19 protein-coding genes and 1 tRNA gene are annotated in these 19,945 nt (G+C 60.8%); 10 read left to right on the top strand and 10 right to left on the bottom strand.

The features are described 5' to 3' along the window. Positions 1-76: 76 nt before the first annotated feature. From IPK17_RS13000 to IPK17_RS12990, 3 genes are all read right to left on the bottom strand, one after another. Complete coding sequence (locus IPK17_RS13000; RefSeq protein WP_343418119.1) at positions 77-1,279, bottom strand: glycoside hydrolase family 18 protein; 1,203 nt, start codon at positions 1,277-1,279, stop codon at positions 77-79. Positions 1,280-1,370: 91 nt separating this feature from the next. After that, positions 1,371-2,666: a hypothetical protein gene (locus tag IPK17_RS12995; RefSeq protein WP_343418118.1), complete on the bottom strand. Its 1,296-nt coding sequence runs from the start codon at positions 2,664-2,666 to the stop codon at positions 1,371-1,373. A gap of 642 nt (positions 2,667-3,308) precedes the next feature. Beyond that, positions 3,309-3,839 (bottom strand): DUF1684 domain-containing protein, encoded by a 531-nt coding sequence (locus IPK17_RS12990; RefSeq protein ID WP_343418117.1) that lies wholly within the window; start codon positions 3,837-3,839, stop codon positions 3,309-3,311. 315 nt (positions 3,840-4,154) lie between these two features. Between IPK17_RS12990 and IPK17_RS12985 the strand changes: the two genes are divergently transcribed. Next, positions 4,155-4,865, top strand: a complete 711-nt coding sequence (locus IPK17_RS12985; RefSeq protein ID WP_343418116.1) for a hypothetical protein — start codon at positions 4,155-4,157, stop codon at positions 4,863-4,865. A 50-nt stretch (positions 4,866-4,915) separates the two neighbouring features. Here IPK17_RS12985 and IPK17_RS12980 read toward each other — a convergent pair. The 7 genes from IPK17_RS12980 to IPK17_RS12950 all read right to left on the bottom strand — a co-directional run bounded on the left by IPK17_RS12980 (position 4,916) and on the right by IPK17_RS12950 (position 10,771). Further along, positions 4,916-5,002 (bottom strand) — tRNA-Ser (locus IPK17_RS12980). Between the two features lie 109 nt (positions 5,003-5,111). Further along, complete coding sequence (gene tadA, locus IPK17_RS12975) at positions 5,112-5,561, bottom strand: tRNA adenosine(34) deaminase TadA (RefSeq protein WP_343418115.1); 450 nt, start codon at positions 5,559-5,561, stop codon at positions 5,112-5,114. A 79-nt stretch (positions 5,562-5,640) separates the two neighbouring features. Further along, a complete protein-coding gene (locus tag IPK17_RS12970; RefSeq protein ID WP_343418114.1) occupies positions 5,641-6,213 on the bottom strand; it encodes a hypothetical protein in 573 nt (190 codons plus the stop codon). A 91-nt stretch (positions 6,214-6,304) separates the two neighbouring features. After that, a complete protein-coding gene (locus IPK17_RS12965; protein ID WP_343418113.1) occupies positions 6,305-6,688 on the bottom strand; it encodes a hypothetical protein in 384 nt (127 codons plus the stop codon). A gap of 3 nt (positions 6,689-6,691) precedes the next feature. Further along, positions 6,692-8,104, bottom strand: a complete 1,413-nt coding sequence (locus IPK17_RS12960; protein WP_343418112.1) for an MBL fold metallo-hydrolase RNA specificity domain-containing protein — start codon at positions 8,102-8,104, stop codon at positions 6,692-6,694. Between the two features lie 46 nt (positions 8,105-8,150). Further along, positions 8,151-9,365 carry a low temperature requirement protein A gene (locus tag IPK17_RS12955; protein WP_343418111.1) on the bottom strand — a complete coding sequence of 405 codons (1,215 nt, stop codon included), beginning with the start codon at positions 9,363-9,365 and terminating at the stop codon, positions 8,151-8,153. Between the two features lie 260 nt (positions 9,366-9,625). Then, a complete protein-coding gene (locus IPK17_RS12950) occupies positions 9,626-10,771 on the bottom strand; it encodes a ribonuclease D (RefSeq protein WP_343418110.1) in 1,146 nt (381 codons plus the stop codon). A gap of 229 nt (positions 10,772-11,000) precedes the next feature. Between IPK17_RS12950 and IPK17_RS12945 the strand changes: the two genes are divergently transcribed. From IPK17_RS12945 to IPK17_RS12905, 9 genes are all read left to right on the top strand, one after another. Continuing rightward, a complete protein-coding gene (locus tag IPK17_RS12945) occupies positions 11,001-11,594 on the top strand; it encodes a QcrA and Rieske domain-containing protein (RefSeq protein WP_343418109.1) in 594 nt (197 codons plus the stop codon). A gap of 30 nt (positions 11,595-11,624) precedes the next feature. Next, a complete protein-coding gene (locus tag IPK17_RS12940) occupies positions 11,625-13,439 on the top strand; it encodes a cytochrome b (RefSeq protein WP_343418108.1) in 1,815 nt (604 codons plus the stop codon). A 3-nt stretch (positions 13,440-13,442) separates the two neighbouring features. Further along, the gene (locus IPK17_RS12935) at positions 13,443-14,531 is read left to right on the top strand and encodes a c-type cytochrome (RefSeq protein ID WP_343418107.1); all 1,089 of its coding nucleotides are present in this window, start codon (positions 13,443-13,445) and stop codon (positions 14,529-14,531) included. A gap of 174 nt (positions 14,532-14,705) precedes the next feature. After that, positions 14,706-15,041 carry a hypothetical protein gene (locus IPK17_RS12930; protein ID WP_343418106.1) on the top strand — a complete coding sequence of 112 codons (336 nt, stop codon included), beginning with the start codon at positions 14,706-14,708 and terminating at the stop codon, positions 15,039-15,041. A 338-nt stretch (positions 15,042-15,379) separates the two neighbouring features. After that, positions 15,380-15,919 carry a cytochrome c maturation protein CcmE gene (locus IPK17_RS12925; RefSeq protein ID WP_343418105.1) on the top strand — a complete coding sequence of 180 codons (540 nt, stop codon included), beginning with the start codon at positions 15,380-15,382 and terminating at the stop codon, positions 15,917-15,919. A gap of 106 nt (positions 15,920-16,025) precedes the next feature. Then, positions 16,026-18,119: a heme lyase CcmF/NrfE family subunit gene (locus IPK17_RS12920; protein WP_343418104.1), complete on the top strand. Its 2,094-nt coding sequence runs from the start codon at positions 16,026-16,028 to the stop codon at positions 18,117-18,119. Positions 18,120-18,270: 151 nt separating this feature from the next. Next, entirely contained in the window at positions 18,271-18,828 is a 558-nt protein-coding gene (locus tag IPK17_RS12915; RefSeq protein ID WP_343418103.1) for a cytochrome c-type biogenesis protein, read from the top strand. Between the two features lie 39 nt (positions 18,829-18,867). Beyond that, entirely contained in the window at positions 18,868-19,443 is a 576-nt protein-coding gene (locus IPK17_RS12910; protein WP_343418102.1) for a TlpA family protein disulfide reductase, read from the top strand. A gap of 3 nt (positions 19,444-19,446) precedes the next feature. Next, positions 19,447-19,836 carry a hypothetical protein gene (locus IPK17_RS12905; RefSeq protein ID WP_343418101.1) on the top strand — a complete coding sequence of 130 codons (390 nt, stop codon included), beginning with the start codon at positions 19,447-19,449 and terminating at the stop codon, positions 19,834-19,836. The last annotated feature ends 109 nt before the right edge of the window (positions 19,837-19,945 follow it).

Genomic DNA, 19,945 nt, shown 5'->3' with positions numbered 1-19,945 from the left:
GAATTCAAATCGTTGTCAAGCAGCAAAAAGGCGCACCAGATGGGCGCGCCTTTGATCAGTTGCAAATGCGGAGGTGTTACGGAACGTTCAGCACGTCGTTAATGGCGGTCAGCAGTTCGGAGTCGGTCGTGTCCTGACTCAGCTCCCAGAACATGATGCCACCTAAGCCATTATCAACTGCATACTGTGCTTTGGCGGTCAGCGATTCGGGGTCATCGTAGGTGATCATGATGCCTTCGTCCGGGTAGTACAGCCACGGGACCTGCGCGGTCTCGTCCCAGTAACGCTCGTAGACGCCAACATAGTTCGCGGCGAGGTCGTTGTACTCGAACGCGCCGACGTCCCACGTGCCATTGGGGCGCCCCTCATACTGCTGATGCAGCCCGTGATTGACATTGGGCACATCCGACCAGCCGTAGCCGTAGAACGGCACGCCGAGCACCAGCTTGTCAGCCGGGATGCCGAAGGCGAGGTAGTCCTGAATGGCGGTGTTGACGCTCGTGCCCTCCGGCGGGTTCTCGGTCGATTCGTAGAGGGGGGCGTTGAAGCCCGTGACTGTGCTCCAGCCGCCGCTCATATCGTAGGCCATCACATTGATCCAGTCGAGCAGCGGGTGAATGCGCGCCCAATCGAGCGGCTGGTACTGCGACCGCCCCGCCGAGGTGGCGATGGTCAGCAGATAGGGGCGGCCATCCTGCGCGCCGCGCGCATCCAATTGATCGCGGAACTCTTGCAGCAGCAGGATGAAGTTCTCCGGGTCTTCGGGGCGCTCCCGGTTGCCCGTGTTGCCGCCGCCCGCCGGGTATTCCCAGTCGAGGTCGATACCGTCGAAGCCATAGCGCAGCACGAAGTCGACGCACGAGGCGGCGAAATGCTGGCGGCGTTCCGCGGTGGAGGCGACATCGGAGAAACGCGTCGACCACGTCCAGCCGCCGACCGAGATCAGCGTTTGCAGATGCGGGTGCGCCTCTTTGAGCAGGTTCAACTGGTGGAAGTTGCCGCGCAGTTCCATGTCTTCGGTGTCGCCGGGGTACAGAAACTGCGTATCCGACCATTCATCGCCGAGGTTGCACTCGTCGTCGCGGTTGATGTTGGCGAACGCGTAGTTGATGTGCGTGAGCAGGTCGGCGGGGATTTCGTCGACGAAGTACTGGCGGCCATACATCGCCCACGAGGTGTAGTAGCCGACAATGCGGTAATTCGGGTCATCTTGTGCGGCGAGCGGGGCAGCCGCGAGTAACAACAGACAGGCTAAAAGGAACACCACACGAAAACGCATCTTTTTCCCTTTCAACGTGCATAACATGGTGGCGATTATGCCACGAAATGAGGGACAGGGGCGAACCAAGTCGGCTCAACGTGCTTGCTTCCTAATAAGGGTACGGAATCATCAGATAGTCGTCGGGGGCGAAACCTTCAACGCTCCACCCATGCAGCGTTCCATCAAGGGTTTCAATTTCCCACCACAACAGTCCATCACCACCACACTGAGGCTGACCTACAATCGTGAAATCCGTTCCCGGTTCCAGCACCCCCAACACTTCTCCATTGGGTTGATTGCGCACGCGAAGGTTCCGGCGCTCCTCACCTTCAACGAAGGGAACAACAACATAAGCGCGCATGCCAACATTGAGGCGGCGAGGCGGGGCAGCAGGACAGGTCACAATGGGGGGAGTCGGGGTAACCGGGGAAGGAGTCGCGGTCGGGATCAAGGCCGCAAATATGTCATCGAGGAGATAGGGCGACCAGCTTGGCGCTTCATCGTCAGCCGGATTATGGCTGATGTTATGCTGATTTTGCCCATCGGCTTGCATGACGTAGATTTCGTAGTTGCCGTCACGGTTGGTGGTAAAGGCGAGGAATTCGCCATCAGGCGACCAGGTTGGACTACCGTCAATCCACTCGTTTGAGGTGAGGTTCACCGGATTACTGCCGTCCGCATTCATGACAAAGATATCGAAATTCCCGTCACGGTCGGAAGCATACGCAATGCGCGTGCCATCGGGTGACCAACTAGCATCGTAGTCATCACCACGCCCCGTGAGCCGCTGCCAGTCGCTGCCATCGGCGTTCATCGTATAAATATCAAAATCCACAGTTTCGAAAACAAAATTAGAGAATGCAAGATGTGTGCCATCCGGCGACCAGCTCGGCATACGTTCCTTGTCAAGGGTGGTATTCGTCAGGTTACGCAGATTTGAGCCATCGGCATTCATGATATAGATGTCGTCTTCGTTAGCGCGACTGGATGCGAAGGCAATCTGTGTCGCATCGGGTGAATATTCAGCGAAGTAAGTTCCCGGTGACCGAACATCAGGCTCCGCACTGGAAATTTCGAGTGGTGATCTTCCAATCAGTGGGAGCTGCATCAGCAGGCCGGAACGGTTATCCCTGTCTGCCGAGTACAGCAATCCTCGACCATCAGGCAACCAAGAAGCAGACGAATCCCAAGTTGAGTTTTCCGTCAGTTGGAGGACTTGGGAGCCATCATTGCTCATCATGTAGAGTTCGACATCACCGTCACGATCACTGACAAACGCGATTCGGCTGTTTGCCAGCGTGGTTTGCTGTTCGACGCTGGCATTTACGCTTGCATACCCAAACAGACCCGCAGTCAACAACGACAGCAGGAGCGGAATGGAACGAGGGTATCGAAGTGTGGACATAGCGTCTCGGAAGTCATCAGGCTAGTACAGGAATTCTACCTCTAGCCTGACTTTACTCCACTTCCATCCACTTGTTTTGCCCCCCGTGTGTTCCAGCAAGTCTGCAACTGCCGACTTTAGGGAGGTTTTTTTCTGCTTTCCCGGCCCACGCCGGCTGCCCCCCCCCCATTTTTGTGGGAGAAACCCCCGAGAGCCCCGGCGGGGGCCCTCCCTCCCCCCTTCCGGTGGTGGGCAGCCCCGGCGGCCGCCCCCGGCGGTCGGCCCGCTCCCCCTACGGCGGCAGCGCCCCTTCCTCCGCCCGACCGCTCGCGGCGCTCGAGGCTTCTTCGCCAATCTGTTCGAGCGATCACGCAGGTACCCGGCGACTTTTTCACAATAGGACAACATCCCGGCGATGCGCATATCAAACTGTTCATCCGCCCAGGGTGACGAGGTCAACTTGCGGTTAGGCGCCGACGCCCCGGCATCAAACATACCGCGCCGTCGCGGGACGCAAAAATCGGCGCTGTCGTCCGTGCCTCACCCCGCGCCACCGACCACGCCCCCTGCGTCGCGCCGTTCAGCAGCAAGGCGAGAGGCCCGCGCTGATCCGGATGAGTTGGTTGATTGTCATCGGCAAACCTTCGTCTAGTTGAGTCTATTTTACTCCACTTCCATCCACTTGCCTTGAGGGAGCTTTTCGCCCGCGCGGATGGCGACGGCGAGGCGATTCTCGGCGGGCGGAATGGGGCACGACCACCCGTCGCTGTAGGCGCAGAACGGGTTATACGCCTGGTTAAAATCGACGTGGAACAGGCCGCCGGGCAGTTCTTCCGGTTCGAGGTAGCGCCCGCCGCCGTACGTCTCGACTCCAGCATTGGCGTCGGCGAAGGGCAGAAAGTAGCCGTGCGGCGCTTCGTAGATCGTCAGCGTGACCGTCTGGTTGTCGACGGTGAACGTGAAGCGACCATAGCGCTCATAGCGGCGCACATCGCCGGAACTCGTCTCAATGGCGATCTCGTGCTCACCTTCGACGGAGTCGACGCGCACGGTCAGGTCGAGCGCGGGGTTGTAGTCGTAGTACGGCAGCCCATCAAAGGCGGCCTGCTGCTCCGGCGAGAGCGGCGACTGCGGGTGATCTTTCATGAAAGCGTCTTTATCACGACGCGAGGCGGTCAGTTGTTGGGCGTTCATCGGGGGTTCTCTCTCTGGTACGGTGCTCTTAAGCAGAGACGACGCGCCCCTCGGCGTTCTTACGATCCGCGCGTTACACATTTTTTACATTTTGCGCATGCGCACCTAACAAGTTTGCCTATACTGGATGTTCAGGAAACGGTCTGCTTGAGGGATACCTGATGTGGCTTAGACGGCTCTTTCGACCCTTCTTCTTGCGGCGAAACATGCGGCGGCGGGTCATCCGGCGCGGTGTGCGGCGTCGGCTGCGTTAGGTAGAAAACGGCACTTGGACTCCCCCCACAAGTGCCGTTTTTCTTTGATGAGGTCACCTATTTGAAAAATCAGTACTTCGGCGACATTGGCGACTACAAGAAATACAGCCTGCTGCGGCGGCTGGCCCTGGATGCGGGTCTGCGCGTGCTGGTGGGCTGGATGCTCACGGACAACGACGCGCGCACGGATGGCAAGTTCATCGGCTACCTCAACGCGCCAACCGTGTGGCGGCGCTACGACGAGACGGTCTTCGACTTTCTGGCGCAGCACGTGCTGATCGACAACGCCCGGCGGGTCGATGCGGTCGCCCGGTACGACCTGATCCCCAACGCGGCGTTTCACGAGGCGGTGCTGGCCGACGAACGCGCCGCCCGCGAACGCTACTTCGCCGATATCACCTGCCGCGCAGCGCACGCCGATCTCGTGTTTTTCGATCCCGATAACGGACTGGAAGTGAAATCGGTCAGGTATGGCTGGCGCAATTCCGCCAAGTATCTGTACTGGCACGAAGCGGCGGCGACGTATCAAACAGGGTGTTCAGTGCTCGTTTACCAGCATTACCCCCGTGCCCGCCGCGACGAGTTCACGCGCCGCAAAGCCGACGAACTCGCCGAGCGGACGGGATCACCCGCCGTCTACTCGCTGCGGACGGCACACGCCGCGTATTTCCTCGCCGCCCAACCGCAGCAGCAAAGCGGCATCGACACCGCGCTGCTGGCGGTCGAGGCACAGTGGGGCGAACACTTCAAGGTGACGCGGCACGCGACCTAAACGCGACACAGGCAACAAAAAAGCGCCCGGTGCTATCACCGAGCGCTCTGCGGAGAAGGAGGGATTCGAACCCTCGATAGCCTCACAGCTATACTCATTTTCGAGACGAGCCCGTTCAACCACTCCGGCACCTCTCCATTGCCAAGCATTTTATAAGATGTTCCGCGATTTGAAAACACCGAATTTACGCTAACCCCCCTGCCCCGGGGGGGCACAGGCGGCCGCCTCCCTACAAAGCTTGACCGTTCAGGTGCGCAGCGAGCGGAAGAAGGCGCGGAGCTGTTCGCCCGCTTCGTCGGCCAGCAGCCCGGCGGACACGTCGACGCGGTGATTCAGCTTGGGGTGGCGCAGCACGTCGAGGATGCTGCCCGCCGCGCCCGCCTTAGGGTCGATGGCGGCGTAGACCAGCCGCGGCAGCCGCGCGAGGATCATCGCGCCTGCGCACATGGTACACGGTTCCAGCGTGCAGTAAAGCGTCACGCCGTCGAGCCGCCAGTGATTCAGCGCCTGCGACGCTTCGCGGATGGCGATCATCTCGGCATGTGCGGTCGAGTCGTGATCGGCTTCGCGGCGGTTATAGCCGCGCCCGATGATCTGCCCGTTGTAGACGGCAAGGGCGCCGATGGGCACATCGCCGGTCGCCAGCGCTTTTTCGGCTTCGGCGAGCGCGAGACGCATCCAGTCGAGATCGTTCATGGCGAGGAATCCTCGGATTTGGCCTCACCCTCAGCCCCTCTCCCTTGGGAGAGGGGGCGAGCGCAGTGACACAATGAGATCAGGTGGCGCTAAAGTCATCGAACAACTTCTGTTTGGCGCGGGCATAGGCGTCCGGCGTAATCAAACCCCTGCTGGCGCAGTTGGTCCAGCGCGGCGAGCTGCTGTTGACCGGATACGGTGAGGGTCGTCGGGGAAGTTTTGCGCCATCTCGGTCGGCAGTTGACGCAGCTGCTGATACCCCCTGCTGAAGTGCCGCCTGCGCAGCTGGCCCCGCCTGCCCCAGCATACCTTGACGCACCGCAATGAGAAATGGCCCAAGCAGCAGCAGTCCGCCGAGGCAGAACACGCCGATCGCATAATTGGCGGGGGTTTGCAGAACGCTGTCGACATCGCGCTCGCGCCCGGCGGCATTCACACAGCGAAAATGCGTTTCGGAAGCTCCGTCAGCATCCGTCGTGTACTCATAGTCAAGCGTTTCGCCCGCTTCACAGGCGAGCGCCTGATGCAGGGGCTGAAGCACCGGGACCAAGCTGTGAAGCTCCGTATTAGGAATCACCAGAATGGGGATAATGATCACTGCCGCCCCGGCCATCAACAATACGGCAATGATGCTTAGGATTCCGCGCCACATAACCCGGCTCCGCTTCAATCAAACCCAATGACGGACGTGGTACTAACCCACAAAAAATCTCCTCTCCTAGAAGAGAGGGGTGAGGCTGATCTTAAAACATTGACAACTGCTGAAAGCCGTTTGGGTCGTGCGGCGGCGGATCGTCGTCCGCCTCCTCGTCTGCGACAGCGTCCTCCGGCGGCGGTTCCTCAATCACGGCGACGGGCGCGGGCGGCATCTCCGGCACGGCGACCATCACGGGCGCGGCCTCGGCCTGCACCAATTCCATATCCGGCACGAAGTCGGGATCGACGTCGTCGACATGCATGGTCGCCAGCACATACCACTCGTTGATCTGCGCGTCGTTGTAGCCGCATTCATGCAGCACGGTGCGCAGCGTCTTCTCCGTACGCACATCGTTGGTGCGGATCACGTGCGTGTAATGCGCCTTCAGGCAGTCGCGCCAATCCTCAGAGAACGGACTTTTACCCGGCATAAATCAGACCTCCACCGACGCATGCAGCGCCGGGACTTGCACGGACATCATTTCGTAGCGTGACCGAAGCGCTTCCGCCAGCGCGTTCTGCGCGGGTTCTTCACCGTGAACGAGGAACGTCTGGCGCGGCTTCTTCTTCATGGCGTCGACCCAATCGAGCAGGCCGTCGCGGTCGGCGTGACCGCTGAACCCCGTCAGCACTTCGACACGGGCGTTGTTGTGATACTTCTCCCCGAAGATCGAGACTTCTTCCGCACCCTCGGCGATGCGCCGACCGAGCGTATTTTCCGCCTGGAAGCCGACGATCAGCACGGTGGTGCGCGGGTCTTCAATGCGATTCTTGAGATGATGCAGAATGCGTCCGGCTTCCGCCATGCCGCTGGCGGCGATGATGATGGCCGGCTCGTTCAGGAAGTTGAGCTTCTTGCTCTCGGCTGCCGAACGCGTGTAGTTTAGCATGTCGAAGCCGAACGGATCGACGCGCCCGCGCCCATCGCTCTGGATAAAAGCGCGAATTTCGTCATCGTAGCATTCGGGGTGCAGGCGGTAGGCACTGGTCACGTCGATGGCGAGCGGACTGTCGACATAGACGGGCATGTCGGGGATATCGTTGGCGCGCGCGAGTTGATTCAGCGTGTACACGATCTGCTGCGTGCGCCCGACCGCGAACGAGGGAATCAGCACCATGCCGCGCTTCTTATACGTCTCGACGATGATCTGCTCCATGCGCTTGGTGTCGTCTTCGTAGGGCGGGTGCTGACGGTCACCGTAGGTGCTCTCCATGATGAGCACATCCGCCGACTCGGCCACATCCGGGTCACGAATGATCGGAATGCCCTTACGCCCGATGTCGCCGCTGAAGACGAGGCGCACATCCCGCCCGCGTTCGCGATCCTCAATGTCGAGGATGACAAAGGCGCTGCCGAGCATATGCCCGGCATCTTTGAAGGTGAGCGTCACTCCCGGCATGATCTGGCGGGGGCGGTCGTAGTTCTGCGTGATGAAGTAGCCGAGACTCTTGGTGGCATCTTCCTGCGTGTAGATCGGTTCGACAGGCGTTTCGCCGCGGCGGGCGTGATGCTTGTTGACGAACTGCACATCCCGTTCCTGAATGCTGGCGCTGTCGATCAACATCGAAGCGCACAGATCGCGCGTCGCGTAAGTGCTGATGATGTCGCCGCGAAAGCCCGATTTGACGAGATTGGGAATGTTGCCCGAATGGTCGATGTGCGCATGCGACAGGATCAGCACGTCAATCGACTTGGCGTCAAAGGGCAAGGTGAGGTTCTGCTCGCGGGATTCGTTCCGCTTGCCCTGCACCATGCCGCAGTCGAGTAAGATTCGCTTGCCATCCACTTCGATCAGGTGTTTCGACCCGGTGACGCTGCGGGCTGCCCCATGAAATGTGATACGCATCGCTGTCCCTCAATTCCCAAGTGCCCGACTCCGCAAGTGGAGGCGGTTAAATCTCAATCTGCTGATCGCTGGAGTCAATGGTGCGACCAGCGCGCTGATACAGGTCAAAGGCCACCTGCGCCATGCACACAGCGGCGATCAGGCCGATCACGACGAAACCGTGCAGCCCGCCGCCGAACAAGCCCACCGCGAGGATGATCGCCGCGCCGATGAGCCGCGCCCAGATCTCCCGGTAACCCGCTTCCTCGCCGGGGTTCTTCAGCGTGAAGCGTTCAATGACAGCCGCAGTGACCAGCGCCAGCGCCACTGTCCCTGTCACTAGGATACGATACTTATCGGGAATCGTCTCAAAGCTCTCCAGATGCACCAGCTTGTAGATGCCGACTGCCAGCGCGATCAGCCCCAACTGCAAGGGGAGATGCATGTAGATCCACCAGTTGGCGCCATGCACCCAGTTGACGGCACGGTCGGCGACATTCTCGAAATACACCCACCACAACGAGCCGATGAAGATCAGGCCGAGCAGCGCGACGATCACGTGGTCGAACAGGATGTGTTCTTCACCCGCGAAGCCGCCGATCACCTTGAGGAAGGTTTCGCCGAACACGATGATCGTGAACAGGCCGAGGCGTTCTGGCAGATGATGCGGGCTGGGCGGGAGTTGGCGCTGTAAACGGCGCGACCCAGGCGAGAGCGGCGTGTAAAAGTCGATGCCGAGGCCAATGCCCCACACGAAGAAGCGCCACGGCGGCGGCACAAACGCGGCAATCAACCAGACGAGCGCCGCCAGCGCGAAACCACGCGCGTAGCGGGTCGCCAACTGACGCGCCTCCGGGACATGAGACGCCGCGCGCAGGTACATAATCACCAGCAGGCCGCGCGCTGCCGCATAGGAGAGCGAGAAGCCGACGGCGGTTTCGCCGAGGCCGTCGTACACGCTGATGGCCAGCGCGGACACGACGATGATCTGACCGAAAATGAGAAAGCGATGCGCGAGGTCGTCCGCGTCAAAGCGGTTGGCGTAAAAGGTGGTGCCCATCCACACCCACCAGATGGGGATGAAAAGCAGCACGAAGGCGATGAAGCCGTTGGTCGAGACATCCTCGCTCAACTTGTTGCCCAACTGCACGATGGACGCCACGTACACGAGGTCGTAGAAGAGTTCCAACCAGCCCACCTTGCGATGGGTGCTTTCCGTTACCAAGCGCGGCGCTTTGCTAACGGGGGCGTCATGATGAGATGCTGCTGCCGAATGCGTCATGGCGTCTCCTTATAAATGATGCGTGAAATGAATTGTTCGGTAGGGGCAAGGCCCGCCCCTACGATTAACCCGTTGTTTGGCCGCTCCGTAATGCCGACCCCACCCCCGGCCCCTCCCCGAATTCAGGGAGGGGAGCAAACATTGTTCGCAGAGACAAACTTGTCTGTGTCGGGACGCGCAACGGCGCGTCCGCACGATTCCCTCAGTTGTTAAATATGCGCCTCAGCCCAAGGAAGAGGGGACAAGTACGCTTGACACGCTTATGTGAACTTTCGGATGACTTCCAGCAGTTCCTCGCCGTAAGTACGGACGCGCCATTCGCTCATGCCGGGGACACCCTGCATCGCCTCCAGCGACTTAGGCGCGTGCTCCGCCAGTGACCAGAGCGCATCCTTCGAGATAATCACGTCCGATTCGACGCCGCGCTGCAGCGCCCGGTTTTTGCGCCACTCGCGCAGCGCCGTGTAGCGATCCACGATTTGTGGATCGGGCGTCGGTTCCGGCGCGGGCGGCTGCGGGATTTTCGCCGTTTTGCCTCGTTCGACCGCTTCCAGAATGGCGCGGCCATACACGCGGATCACGTTTTGCGAAAGGCCGCCGACCGCATCGATCTCCGCCATTTTGGTCGGCGCGGCCAGCGCCAGCGCATGCAGCGTCTTGTCCTGCGCAACCTTGAAGGCGGGCGTATCTTTTTCGTGGGCGACCGCTTCCCGCCAGAGGTACAGCTCGCGCAGCACGGCCGTCTGGCGGCGCGTGAGTTGGTTAGGCAGCGCGATCTTCCAGTAGCCTTCGGGGTCAAATTCGCCCCGGCGGGCGGGCGGCACTTCAATGGCATCGCGGAACGCTTCGTTCGCCTCTTCGGTGCGGTTGAGCCGCGCCAGTTCCGCGACGAAGTGGTCGCGCAGGGCGGGCAGATAGTGCGTGTCCATCTGCGCGTAGAGCAGGCTGCTCTGCGGGAGCGGGCGCGTACCCCAGTTATCACGCTGGTGGCTCTTGTCGACTTCCACCTCGTGGAATTCGTGCAGGAGCGCGCCGAGACCGACCTGCTTGTACCCACAAATGCGCGCGGCAATCATCGTGTCAAACAGGTTGACGAACGTGAAGCTGAAGTCGCGCTTCAGGCACATCAGGTCGTATTCTGCCGCGTGGAACACCTTCTCTATCGAAGGGTCAGCCAGCAGCGGCGCGAGCGGGCTGAGGTCGCTGATGCGGAGCGGATCGAGAATGTAATCGTGCTTGCGTGTAGAGACTTGGATCAAGCAGACGCGCTCCCGATACGCGTGCAGGCTGTTCGACTCCGTGTCGAGCGCGATCAGCTTTTCGGCAGCCCAGCGATCGGTGAAATAGCGCAGCTTATCCGTCGTCTCGACGAGCACAGGAATCGGGAGTGGACGGCGTTTGGTCATGTGGGTTATTATCCTCGACTCGTGCATCAGCATGCAAGTGGCGGAACTTACGGAGATAAGCGTTTTTGACATCCCCCGTCAATTGTGATACATTTTACAAAGACTCGTCACACGTAAAAGTGCTGTCTTTTGCATCTACTGTCAATTTGCCGTCCTGTGCGTTAAACTCACACAGTATCCGGCTTTTTGGATTTATCGCCTGATAAACCTTCAGGGAGGCAGGTCGTTCATGTCTACAACCGCAAGCGCCGGCGAAGCCAAACCGGTTTCGTCAGCACCCGCAAAAGCGGCTCCTCAGGTGCAAGTTGCCGCGCCGAGCCGCCGCGAGTTTCTCTATTACATTTGGGGCGCGTCAATGGCGCTGCTGCTCGGTGAAGCGGGTGCAGGGCTGATCTGGTTTGCGCTCCCCCGATTTAAGGAAGGGACCTTCGGCGGGACGTTCAATCTCGCTGGCGATACGCTTCCGCAAGCGGGCAGTGCTCCTGTGAACGTCCCCGAGGGCCGCTTCTGGCTGAGCAATTCGGATGCGGGCTTCGTCGTCCTCTATGGCGTGTGCACGCACCTCGGCTGCCTGCCGAAGTGGGTGGATGTCAATAATCGGTTCGAGTGCCCGTGCCACGGGTCGAAATACGAGATCGACGGCAAATATATCGAAGGTCCTGCCCCGCGCAGCCTCGACCGTTTCCGGACGACGATCACGTTTACCGATGGCACCAGCGAAACGATGAACCGCGATGGCGATCCCATCAATCTGGCGGGGCGCACGATCGCCTCGATTGCTGTTGATACTGGCACGCGCCTCAAGCGCAACGGTAAGGTCTAATCAGGGTTCAGGGGAGAGGAGCATAACGGAATGTCGGTACTCCCGTTTCCATCATTCCTAGATGATGTGAAGGAAAAGGGGCTTCGGCGCGCGCTGTACGAGGGGATCAACAACGTCGTTGAACGCTTGACCGCAGGGATGAACGTCCAAGACCTGCGCGAAGCGTTACGCGGTGACCCGCCGAGTCGCAAACCGAACCCGCGCTTACAGCCACATGCGGATGGCTTCTGGCTGCACATGCGTCCTAGTTATTTCCACAAGTCGGTGACCGGTCTGTATCCGGAATTCCGGCTTGGCTGGCTGTCCACTTATTTCGTTTTCTTCGAGACGATCACAGGTATTTTCCTGATGGTGTGGTACACACCATCGCCGGAAGTCGCCTACTCGAACATGCTTGCGATCATGTCGAATGTGCCGCTCGGCCAATTCATGCGCGACCTGCACCGTCTGGGCGCGGAAGCGATGGTGTTGATAGTCACCTTACACATGTTAAGGACCTTCTTCACCGCCAGCTATAAGAAGCCGAGAGAGTTCACGTGGTTCAGCGGTGTACTGCTGCTGGCGTTCACGATGTTCCTCAGCTTCTCCGGCTACCTCCTCCCGTGGGATCAGCTCGCGTTGTGGGCGGTGACGATCGGGGCGTCGATGGTGGAAGCTGCGCCGCCCGAAGTCGTCGGTACGAACCTCAACCTGCTGCTGCGTGGTGGCCCGGAAATCGGCGCAAACGGTTTGCTCCGCTTCTACCTGCTGCACGTGCTGGCTGTTCCCGCCCTGCTGTTCGTCTTCCTCGGCGTCCACTACTATAAAGTGGTCGTGCATGCGCACAGCTTGCCGCCGCGCGAAGAGAACATCGGCGAAGATACCGCCAAGCGCGTCCCGCTGGACAAGCGTGTGTACTTCATCCCTGACATCCTGACCAGTGAAATCATGTGGATTGGCGTCACGACGCTGGTGCTGGTCGTGCTGGTGACGTGGTTCTTCCACGCGCCGCTCGAAAACCACGCCGACCCACAGGTCACCCCGCTCGGCACGACCGCGCCGTGGTACTTCCTGTGGATTCAGGGCGCACTGAAGCTGGGCGATAAAGTGTTCTGGGGCATCATCTTCCCGACAATTTATGTCGGTATTCTCGCAGTGTTCCCCTATATCGACACTGCGCCGAGCCGCCGTTGGGCGCATCGCCGCTTCCAACTGTCGTTCGCGTTCGTCATGATCACCGGTACGGTTATCCTCAGTTACATGGGGCTGCCGGAATTCGGCGTGGTCACGTCTGCGGACTCGGAAATCTTGCATGAGCTGGTGAAAGAGCCAGCGCACAACCACATGGGGATTATGCTGCCCATTCCGTTTGACGAGCTGCGTCCTGGCATGTACACCACGCGCCAGTTTGAAGCGGCCAGCCCGGATGAAGCAGCAGAAGTCGTGAGCGCCTTCAACACACAGATCGGCAACGGTCAGTTTGAAGCCAGCGGCTCCACGCTGATCGCCTACCTTGCTTCGCAGCACCTGCCAGTCACTTCGCTGAACTTCACGGCGCTGCCGAACGATGGCGGTGAGCTGTATAACGCCGTGCACGAATTCGAGGAACTGATCGCCGGTCGCCCGACGGAATTACCGGAAGGCTGGGGCGCGGTCATCATCTCGGACGTACAGGATGGTCTGAAGCGCATCGACGTGATGATGGTCTGGCAGGACTACGAGAACGAGAACGGCCGCCCGATTCTGAATGCAGACGGTGAGCCCACGATCATTGTGGATGAGGCGGGCAATCCGGTGTGGCGCGTCAACAGCCAGCACATCTTTATCCATGAGAATTCGCAGTATTTTGCAGCGCCGGGAACGTAAGCGATGTTCAACCTACAACGACTGCTAGTTGAGCGCATTGAGTCGCGCATCCTCGTGGGGACGGTAGCTTTCCTGCTGATCATGGTGTTGGTCGGTTGGATCGCCATCAACGAAGGTGGGCGCATGAAGGCTTTCGAGGAGCAATATACCGCTCGCTCGATTGAACGTGGGGCGGTGTTGTTCATGAACAACTGCTCCACCTGCCACGGTGAAGATGGGCGCGGTCTGGCGGGCATTGCCCCCGGCTTGAACAGCCCGTATCTGTTCGGTCACGACTTCTTCGCGGAAATCAACGCGGAAGTCGCCACCCTGACCGCCGAACGTGACGCCGAAGGCACGACGGACGCCCGCAAGGCCGAAATCGATGCGCGGTTGGCGGAACTGGAAACGGAACGGACGAACCTCACCACTTCGCTGCAAACCGCGGTCGCCGCGGGCTACGACCCCGCCAAGGGGACGCGCCTCGACAGCGTCGGCTGGAGCAGCACCCTCTATAACTACGTGTACACGACGCTGATTCACGGTCGTCCCAACAGCGGCAGCTATTGGCCGCGCGCCATGCCCGCATGGTCGCAGACCGCTGGCGCAGCGCTGCGCAACGACCAGCTCGGCGACCTGACCACGTTCATCATGAACTGGGACAAGGGCGACGCGTGGACGGTGGAAGACGCGAACGCGGTGCGTCAGTATCCGCGCTACCCGGTGGATGCGGCGCTGGCCGCGCCCGGCGCTGACACGATCGGTGTGAGCACGGATATCGCCACCATCATGACGGAACTGGCGAACTTCACGGGCGACTCGAACAACGGTCAATCGCTGTATAACGGCGCGCTTGGCTGTGCGGGCTGCCACACCGCAGGCGTCGTCGCCCCGGCGACCGCTGGCACGTGGACGCGCGCCGAGACCGAACGTCTGACCGACCCTGCGCTGGCGGGCTACACGGCGGAGCAGTATCTCGCTGAGAGCATCACGCACCCGAACGATTATGTCGCTCCGGGCTTCCAGCCCGGCATCATGCCGCAGAACTTCGCGGATCGCATCACCTATCAGGATCTGGCAGACCTGATCGCCTTCCTGGCGACCCAGCAGTAACCTCGTTGGTTGGGGCAAGGCCTCCCTTGCCCCGACACAGCTATCTGATTGCAAAACCCCTTGTTCGCGCGAGGGGTTTTTCATATCTCAGCCGCCGCAGAGTTTCGGTCTGAGCGCCGCCTGCGGTATACTGGCGGCTCATTATTTCGTTGACCTTGCAAGGAGTCTACCCTTATGAAGATCAAGACGCTGATCGCCCTGCTCCTGATCTTGCTGGTGGCGGCCTCGCTGACGCACGCGCAGGACGCGACCGTCGAAGCCCCAACCGCCGAAGCCACCGTTGAACTAATCGAACCGGTTGCCGTGGAAGTCGCCACGGAAGAAGCGACCTCGGAAGCCGTGGCGGAAGATCACAGCGAAGACGCCGCTGCCGAAACAGAAACCGCCGCGGAAAGCGAAACTGAAAGCGAAACCCCCGCGGGTTCGGCGCTGCTCATGCTGCTGCTGGGCGTCGCCGTGGTCGTCGCCGTCGGCGGGCTGACCATGCTGCGCAGCGGGAACAAGTCATAGTCGTTCCCGCGCTGTAAGCCGGTCAAAGGACGGGGACAGCCTCGTCCTTTTTGATTCTGGGAAAAGCAGCCTCACCCCCATCCCCTCTCCCTTAGGAGAGGGGAAACGGCGGACGCGCAAAAGCGTCTCCCTAAGAAATAGGTTCGGGTTGGCGAGCGGGGTTTGCTCCCTCCCTGAATTCGGGGAGGGGCCGGGGGTGGGGTCGGACACGGCAGATGCGAGCAGGCGTCAAAAGATTCAGCGAGCATTCAGCCGTCGTTCCTTGTGACGGCGGTCACAATAGATTACAATTATGCTCGTGCAAATTTGAAAAATTAGCGTTATGGGGAGTTCCCTTCATGGCAACGACATGGGAAAAGGGCGCTGTGTCCGTCCCTGCCCGCCGCATGCGCAGCGGACAAGGTCAGCGGCTGAAATTCCTGATCGGCGGGCTGCTCATTCTCGGCGCGGTCGTCTACCTGATCATCTCCGGCACCCTGACCGGCGCGCGCTTCTTCATCTCCGTGGACGAACTGCTGAGCAAACCGGACTACGTCGGGCAGACGGTGCGCATCACCGGGGCGGTGCTCGGCGACTCGATTGTGTACGACGAAACCAACCTCACGATTGAATTCACCATCGCCAATGTGCAAGAACCCTACGACGATCTCGCGCTGGCGCTCAATCAGGCCGTCAATAATCCGACGGCTAACCGCATCAACGTGCGCGTTGAGAATTCGGTGATGCCGGAACTGCTGCAAAACGAGGCGCAGGCGATTTTGACCGGATCGCTCGATGAAAACGGCGTGTTCCACGCGACCGAACTCAACCTCAAGTGCCCGTCGCGCTTTGTCGAAGGCGGCCCGTCGCAAGCCGAAATCGCTGAGATGGGCGCATAGACCATGCGCGTTCTCTCTCACAAGGACGAGGCATGCCTCGTCCCTACACAACCAATTTTCGTAGGGACGAGGTATACCTCGTCCTCAACAGTTACGAGTGCCGATCATGCTCGCTGAAATCGGCCTTGTCACGCTGGGTCTGAGTTTCTTCGCGGCGATCTACGCGATCCTTGCGTCGGTCTACGGGGCGCGCATTCACAGCGAACGCGTGATCCTCACCGGGCGCAACGCCTCGCTGACCACCTTTCCGCTGCTGCTGCTGGCTTCGGCGGCACTGCTGGCCGCGCTCATGTCGCAGCAGTATCAGATCGGCTATGTGTGGCAGGTCAGCGACCCAAACACGCCGACGTTCTACCGCATTACGGCGCTGTGGGGCTCGCAGCAGGGGTCGCTCCTGTTCTGGTGCTTGCTGATGAGCCTGTTCACCTTCGTGGCGACGCTCATCAACTGGAAGCGCAACCGCCCGCTGATGCCCTACTTCATCGCCTACTGCATGGCGACGCTGGCCTTCTTCGTCGGGCTGGTGCTGTTCATGGAAAACCCGTTCGCGCGCTTCTGGATCACGCCGGATCTCGCGGCGAATGCCGCCGTCCCGACCTACCTGTTCATCCCGCCGGGGGCAGAACGTCCCGACTCGCTGCTGCTGGCACAGTCGGCGCGCGGGCTGAACATTCTGCTGCGCCACTTCGGCATGATCATCCACCCGCCAATGCTGTACCTCGGCTTCGTCGGCTTCGTGATTCCGTTCGCGTTCGCGATGGCGGCGCTGGCCTCCGGCGAACTGTCGACCAACTGGATCAAGGCGGCGCGGCGCTGGTCGCTGATCGCGTGGCTGTTCCTGTCGCTTGGGCTGCTGCTCGGCGGGCGCTGGGCCTATGACGTGCTCGGCTGGGGCGGCTACTGGGGCTGGGATCCGGTCGAAAATGCGGCGTTCATCCCGTGGCTGATCGGCACGGCCTTCCTGCACAGTGTGATGATTCAGGAAAAGCGCGGCATGCTCAAAGTGTGGAACATGGCGCTTGTGATTCTGACCTTCAGCGCGGTGATCTTCGGCACGTTCGCCACTCGTTCCGGCCTCGTCGAAAGCGTGCACAGCTTCGCGCAGAGCGGCATCGGCGTCCCGATGTTCCTGTTCTGGGGCGGTATGACGATCGTCTCGGTCGCGTTGATTTTGTGGCGCTGGAACACGGGCAAACTGCGCGACGAGCACGGCTTTGCGGGCGTGCTGAGCCGCGAGTCGCTGTTCGTGCTCAACAACGTGGTGTTCGTCGCGCTGGCGCTGGCGATCTTCTGGGGCAGTTTCGGCGCGCCGATCCTCTCCGAACTCGCCATGAACACCGAAATCACACTCGGCAAGCCGTACTTCTACAGCACGACCGTACCCCTGTTCGTGGCACTCTACATCCTCATGGGGATCGCGCCGCTTTCGGCATGGGGCGCAACGTCTGCGCGGCGTCTGGGTCGGCTGATGCTCGTCCCCGTCGTGCTCTCGCTGGTGACGCTGGTGATCGTCGCTGTGCTGTGGACGCGTGACGCAGGCGCGTTGTTCGGCTATGGCGTGGTGATCTTCGCGGGCTATGTCGCCGGTTACGAGACGTATCGCGGCGCGGTGGCACGGCGCAAAAACACGGGCGAAGCCCTGCCGCTGGCGCTGCTGGCGCTGTTCGGCAAGAACCGCCGCCGCTACGGGGGTTTCATCGTGCATCTCGGCATCACGGTGATTGGCATCGGCGTGATTGGCAGCACGCTGTTTCAGGTGGAAACGCAGCAGAACCTGCGCGCGGGTGAGGCGCTGGACTTCGGCGGCTACACCATGCGCTTCGACGGCCTTGACCGCAACCAGATCGCGGAGGACAACCGCGTGATGGACATCGCCAATCTCACACTGATCCGCGACGGACAGGAGATCGCCACGCTGCGCCCACGCCACGACTTCTTCCCGCAGGCGCAGGACATGAACGTGATGAATATCGCCGGGGCGCACAGCACGCTCGAAAACGACTTCTACGTGCTGCTGGCCGCCTTCAGCGATGACGGCTCGACGGCGACGTTCAAGGTGTACATCAACCCGCTGATCAATCTAATCTGGTGGGGTGGCCTGATCCTGATCCTCGGCACGCTGATCTCGGTCGCCCCGAGCGAAAGCGTCCCGGCACGCGTGCGCGAATCGGCGGCACTCAAGGCGGGGGCAAGGGCATGAATGATAACCTCACCCCCCAGCCCCCTCTCCGTGGGGAGAGGGGCGGAAAACAAGTTAAAGCTCTCGCCTCACACCTAAATCCCCTCTCCCAAGGGCGAGGGGACTTGAACAGGTCTCACCACCCCCTCTCCGCTCGGAGAGGGGGACGGGGGTGAGCGCGCCCCCCCCAAGGGGGGACCACCCCCCCCCCCCCCCCCCCCCCCCCCCCGGGGGGAGGACGAGGCAGGCCTCGTCCCTACTGGCGTTATTTCTAGCCTTCCTGCTGATCGCCGCACCCGTCGCCGCGCAGATCGAGATCACGGCGGACGAGGTCAATAACGTCGCCAAGCAGTTGTACTGCCCCGTGTGCCCGAATGAAACCCTCGATGTGTGCCAGACACAGGCCTGCGCCCAGTGGCGCGATGAGATCCGCACGCAGTTGAGCGAAGGCCAGAATGCCCAGCAGGTGATCGACTCGTTTGCGCGGCGCTACGGCGAACGCGTGCTCGCCACGCCGCAAGACCCGACGCTGCGCGCGCTGTCGCTCTATACGCCGTTTCTCCTCGCGGGGATCGCGCTGGTGATCGGCGCGATCACCTTTTTGCGCTGGACAACCAGAAAACCGCAGCCACTCCGCGCGACTCCCCCTCTCCCTTCGGAGAGGGGGTCGGGGGGTGAGGTTGAAGATGATGCTTATCGTTCGCTGATTGAACGCGATTTACGAGACTGAAAGCACCCGACCGAGTAGATGAAACAGCGGTTACAACCGATGAGTGATGATTTACTGGAACAACTTGAACAAACCGATACGTCAACGACGCGCCGCGGCCTCAGCACGGGCTCGATTGTGCTGCTGGCGGGCGTGATCGTCGCGGTGATTGTGGTCGGCATTGCCCTCTTGCGGCAGCAGCAAGCCCAGCCGACCAGCGGCCTCGCGCCCGATTTCACGATCACGACGTTCGACGGAGAGGAATTCCGCCTGTCCGAACAGCGCGGCCAGATCGTGGTGATCAACTTCTGGGCGAGCTGGTGCGGTCCCTGTCGCGAAGAAGCGCCCGCGCTCCAACGCATCTGGGAGCGCTATCGCGATCAGGGCGTGATCGTGCTCGGCGTGACCTACACTGATGAACCGGACGACTCGCTGGCTTTCATGCAGGAATTCGGCCTGACCTACCCGAACGCCGACGATGCCCGCTCGATGGTGAGCAACGATCTGTATCATATTCAGGGCGTACCGGAGACGTTCGTGATCGACCAGGAAGGCAACGTCGCTCAGTTTATCTACTCGGTCGTCAAAGAAGAAGAATTGACCGCTTTGATCGACCGCCTGCTCGCAGAGGCATAAGGCATGAGCATTGAAGGCGTGGTGTTCGGGCTGTTCATGATCGCGGTGGTGGCGCTGCTGATCGCGCTGCCGCTGTTCAGCCGCCCGCAGACCGATCAACTGGCGGACAAGCAGCGTGAACGCTTGCAGTTGTACTATGAGCGGGTGCTGCGCAACCTGCGCGATCTCGACGAGGATCACGCGCTCGGCAAAATCGAGGACGACGCCTACGCCGCAGAACGCGCGCTGTGGGTTGACCGCGGGGTGCAGGTGCTCAAAGCGTTGGATGTGCCCGCGGAACGCGCTATGATTGCGCCCACGCCCGCGGACGACGTGGCCGTCGACCGGGCGATTGACGACGCGATCGAAGCGGCAATCCAGAGATACCGCGCTGAAAACAAGGTTGTTGAATGAAATTAGGACAGAATCGACTCGCTCCTAGCGACCCCACCCCCCAGCCCCTCCCCGAATTCGGGGAGGGGAGCCAACCGGAACGAGTCGCCGCCCCTCTCCCAGCTTGCGT

The organism is Candidatus Flexifilum breve, from assembly GCF_016713355.1.
Note: the sequence above shows the minus strand (reverse complement) of the source record. Positions and strands in the feature narration are given on the sequence as shown.

What these genes read in the sequence shown, in the direction of transcription:
- IPK17_RS12955 (WP_343418111.1), bottom strand. Translation starts at nt 9,365, where the DNA reads ATGACGCATTCGGCAGCAGCATCTCATCATGACGCCCCCGTTAGCAAA.
- tadA (WP_343418115.1), bottom strand. Translation starts at nt 5,561, where the DNA reads ATGAACGATCTCGACTGGATGCGTCTCGCGCTCGCCGAAGCCGAAAAA.
- IPK17_RS12905 (WP_343418101.1), top strand. Translation starts at nt 19,447, where the DNA reads ATGAGCATTGAAGGCGTGGTGTTCGGGCTGTTCATGATCGCGGTGGTG.
- IPK17_RS12910 (WP_343418102.1), top strand. Translation starts at nt 18,868, where the DNA reads ATGAGTGATGATTTACTGGAACAACTTGAACAAACCGATACGTCAACG.
- IPK17_RS12965 (WP_343418113.1), bottom strand. Translation starts at nt 6,688, where the DNA reads ATGCCGGGTAAAAGTCCGTTCTCTGAGGATTGGCGCGACTGCCTGAAG.
- IPK17_RS12990 (WP_343418117.1), bottom strand. Translation starts at nt 3,839, where the DNA reads ATGAACGCCCAACAACTGACCGCCTCGCGTCGTGATAAAGACGCTTTC.
- IPK17_RS12960 (WP_343418112.1), bottom strand. Translation starts at nt 8,104, where the DNA reads ATGCGTATCACATTTCATGGGGCAGCCCGCAGCGTCACCGGGTCGAAA.
- IPK17_RS12945 (WP_343418109.1), top strand. Translation starts at nt 11,001, where the DNA reads ATGTCTACAACCGCAAGCGCCGGCGAAGCCAAACCGGTTTCGTCAGCA.
- IPK17_RS12970 (WP_343418114.1), bottom strand. Translation starts at nt 6,213, where the DNA reads ATGTGGCGCGGAATCCTAAGCATCATTGCCGTATTGTTGATGGCCGGG.
- IPK17_RS12920 (WP_343418104.1), top strand. Translation starts at nt 16,026, where the DNA reads ATGCTCGCTGAAATCGGCCTTGTCACGCTGGGTCTGAGTTTCTTCGCG.
- IPK17_RS12950 (WP_343418110.1), bottom strand. Translation starts at nt 10,771, where the DNA reads ATGACCAAACGCCGTCCACTCCCGATTCCTGTGCTCGTCGAGACGACG.
- IPK17_RS12930 (WP_343418106.1), top strand. Translation starts at nt 14,706, where the DNA reads ATGAAGATCAAGACGCTGATCGCCCTGCTCCTGATCTTGCTGGTGGCG.
- IPK17_RS12940 (WP_343418108.1), top strand. Translation starts at nt 11,625, where the DNA reads ATGTCGGTACTCCCGTTTCCATCATTCCTAGATGATGTGAAGGAAAAG.
- IPK17_RS12935 (WP_343418107.1), top strand. Translation starts at nt 13,443, where the DNA reads ATGTTCAACCTACAACGACTGCTAGTTGAGCGCATTGAGTCGCGCATC.
- IPK17_RS12925 (WP_343418105.1), top strand. Translation starts at nt 15,380, where the DNA reads ATGGCAACGACATGGGAAAAGGGCGCTGTGTCCGTCCCTGCCCGCCGC.
- IPK17_RS13000 (WP_343418119.1), bottom strand. Translation starts at nt 1,279, where the DNA reads ATGCGTTTTCGTGTGGTGTTCCTTTTAGCCTGTCTGTTGTTACTCGCG.
- IPK17_RS12995 (WP_343418118.1), bottom strand. Translation starts at nt 2,666, where the DNA reads ATGTCCACACTTCGATACCCTCGTTCCATTCCGCTCCTGCTGTCGTTG.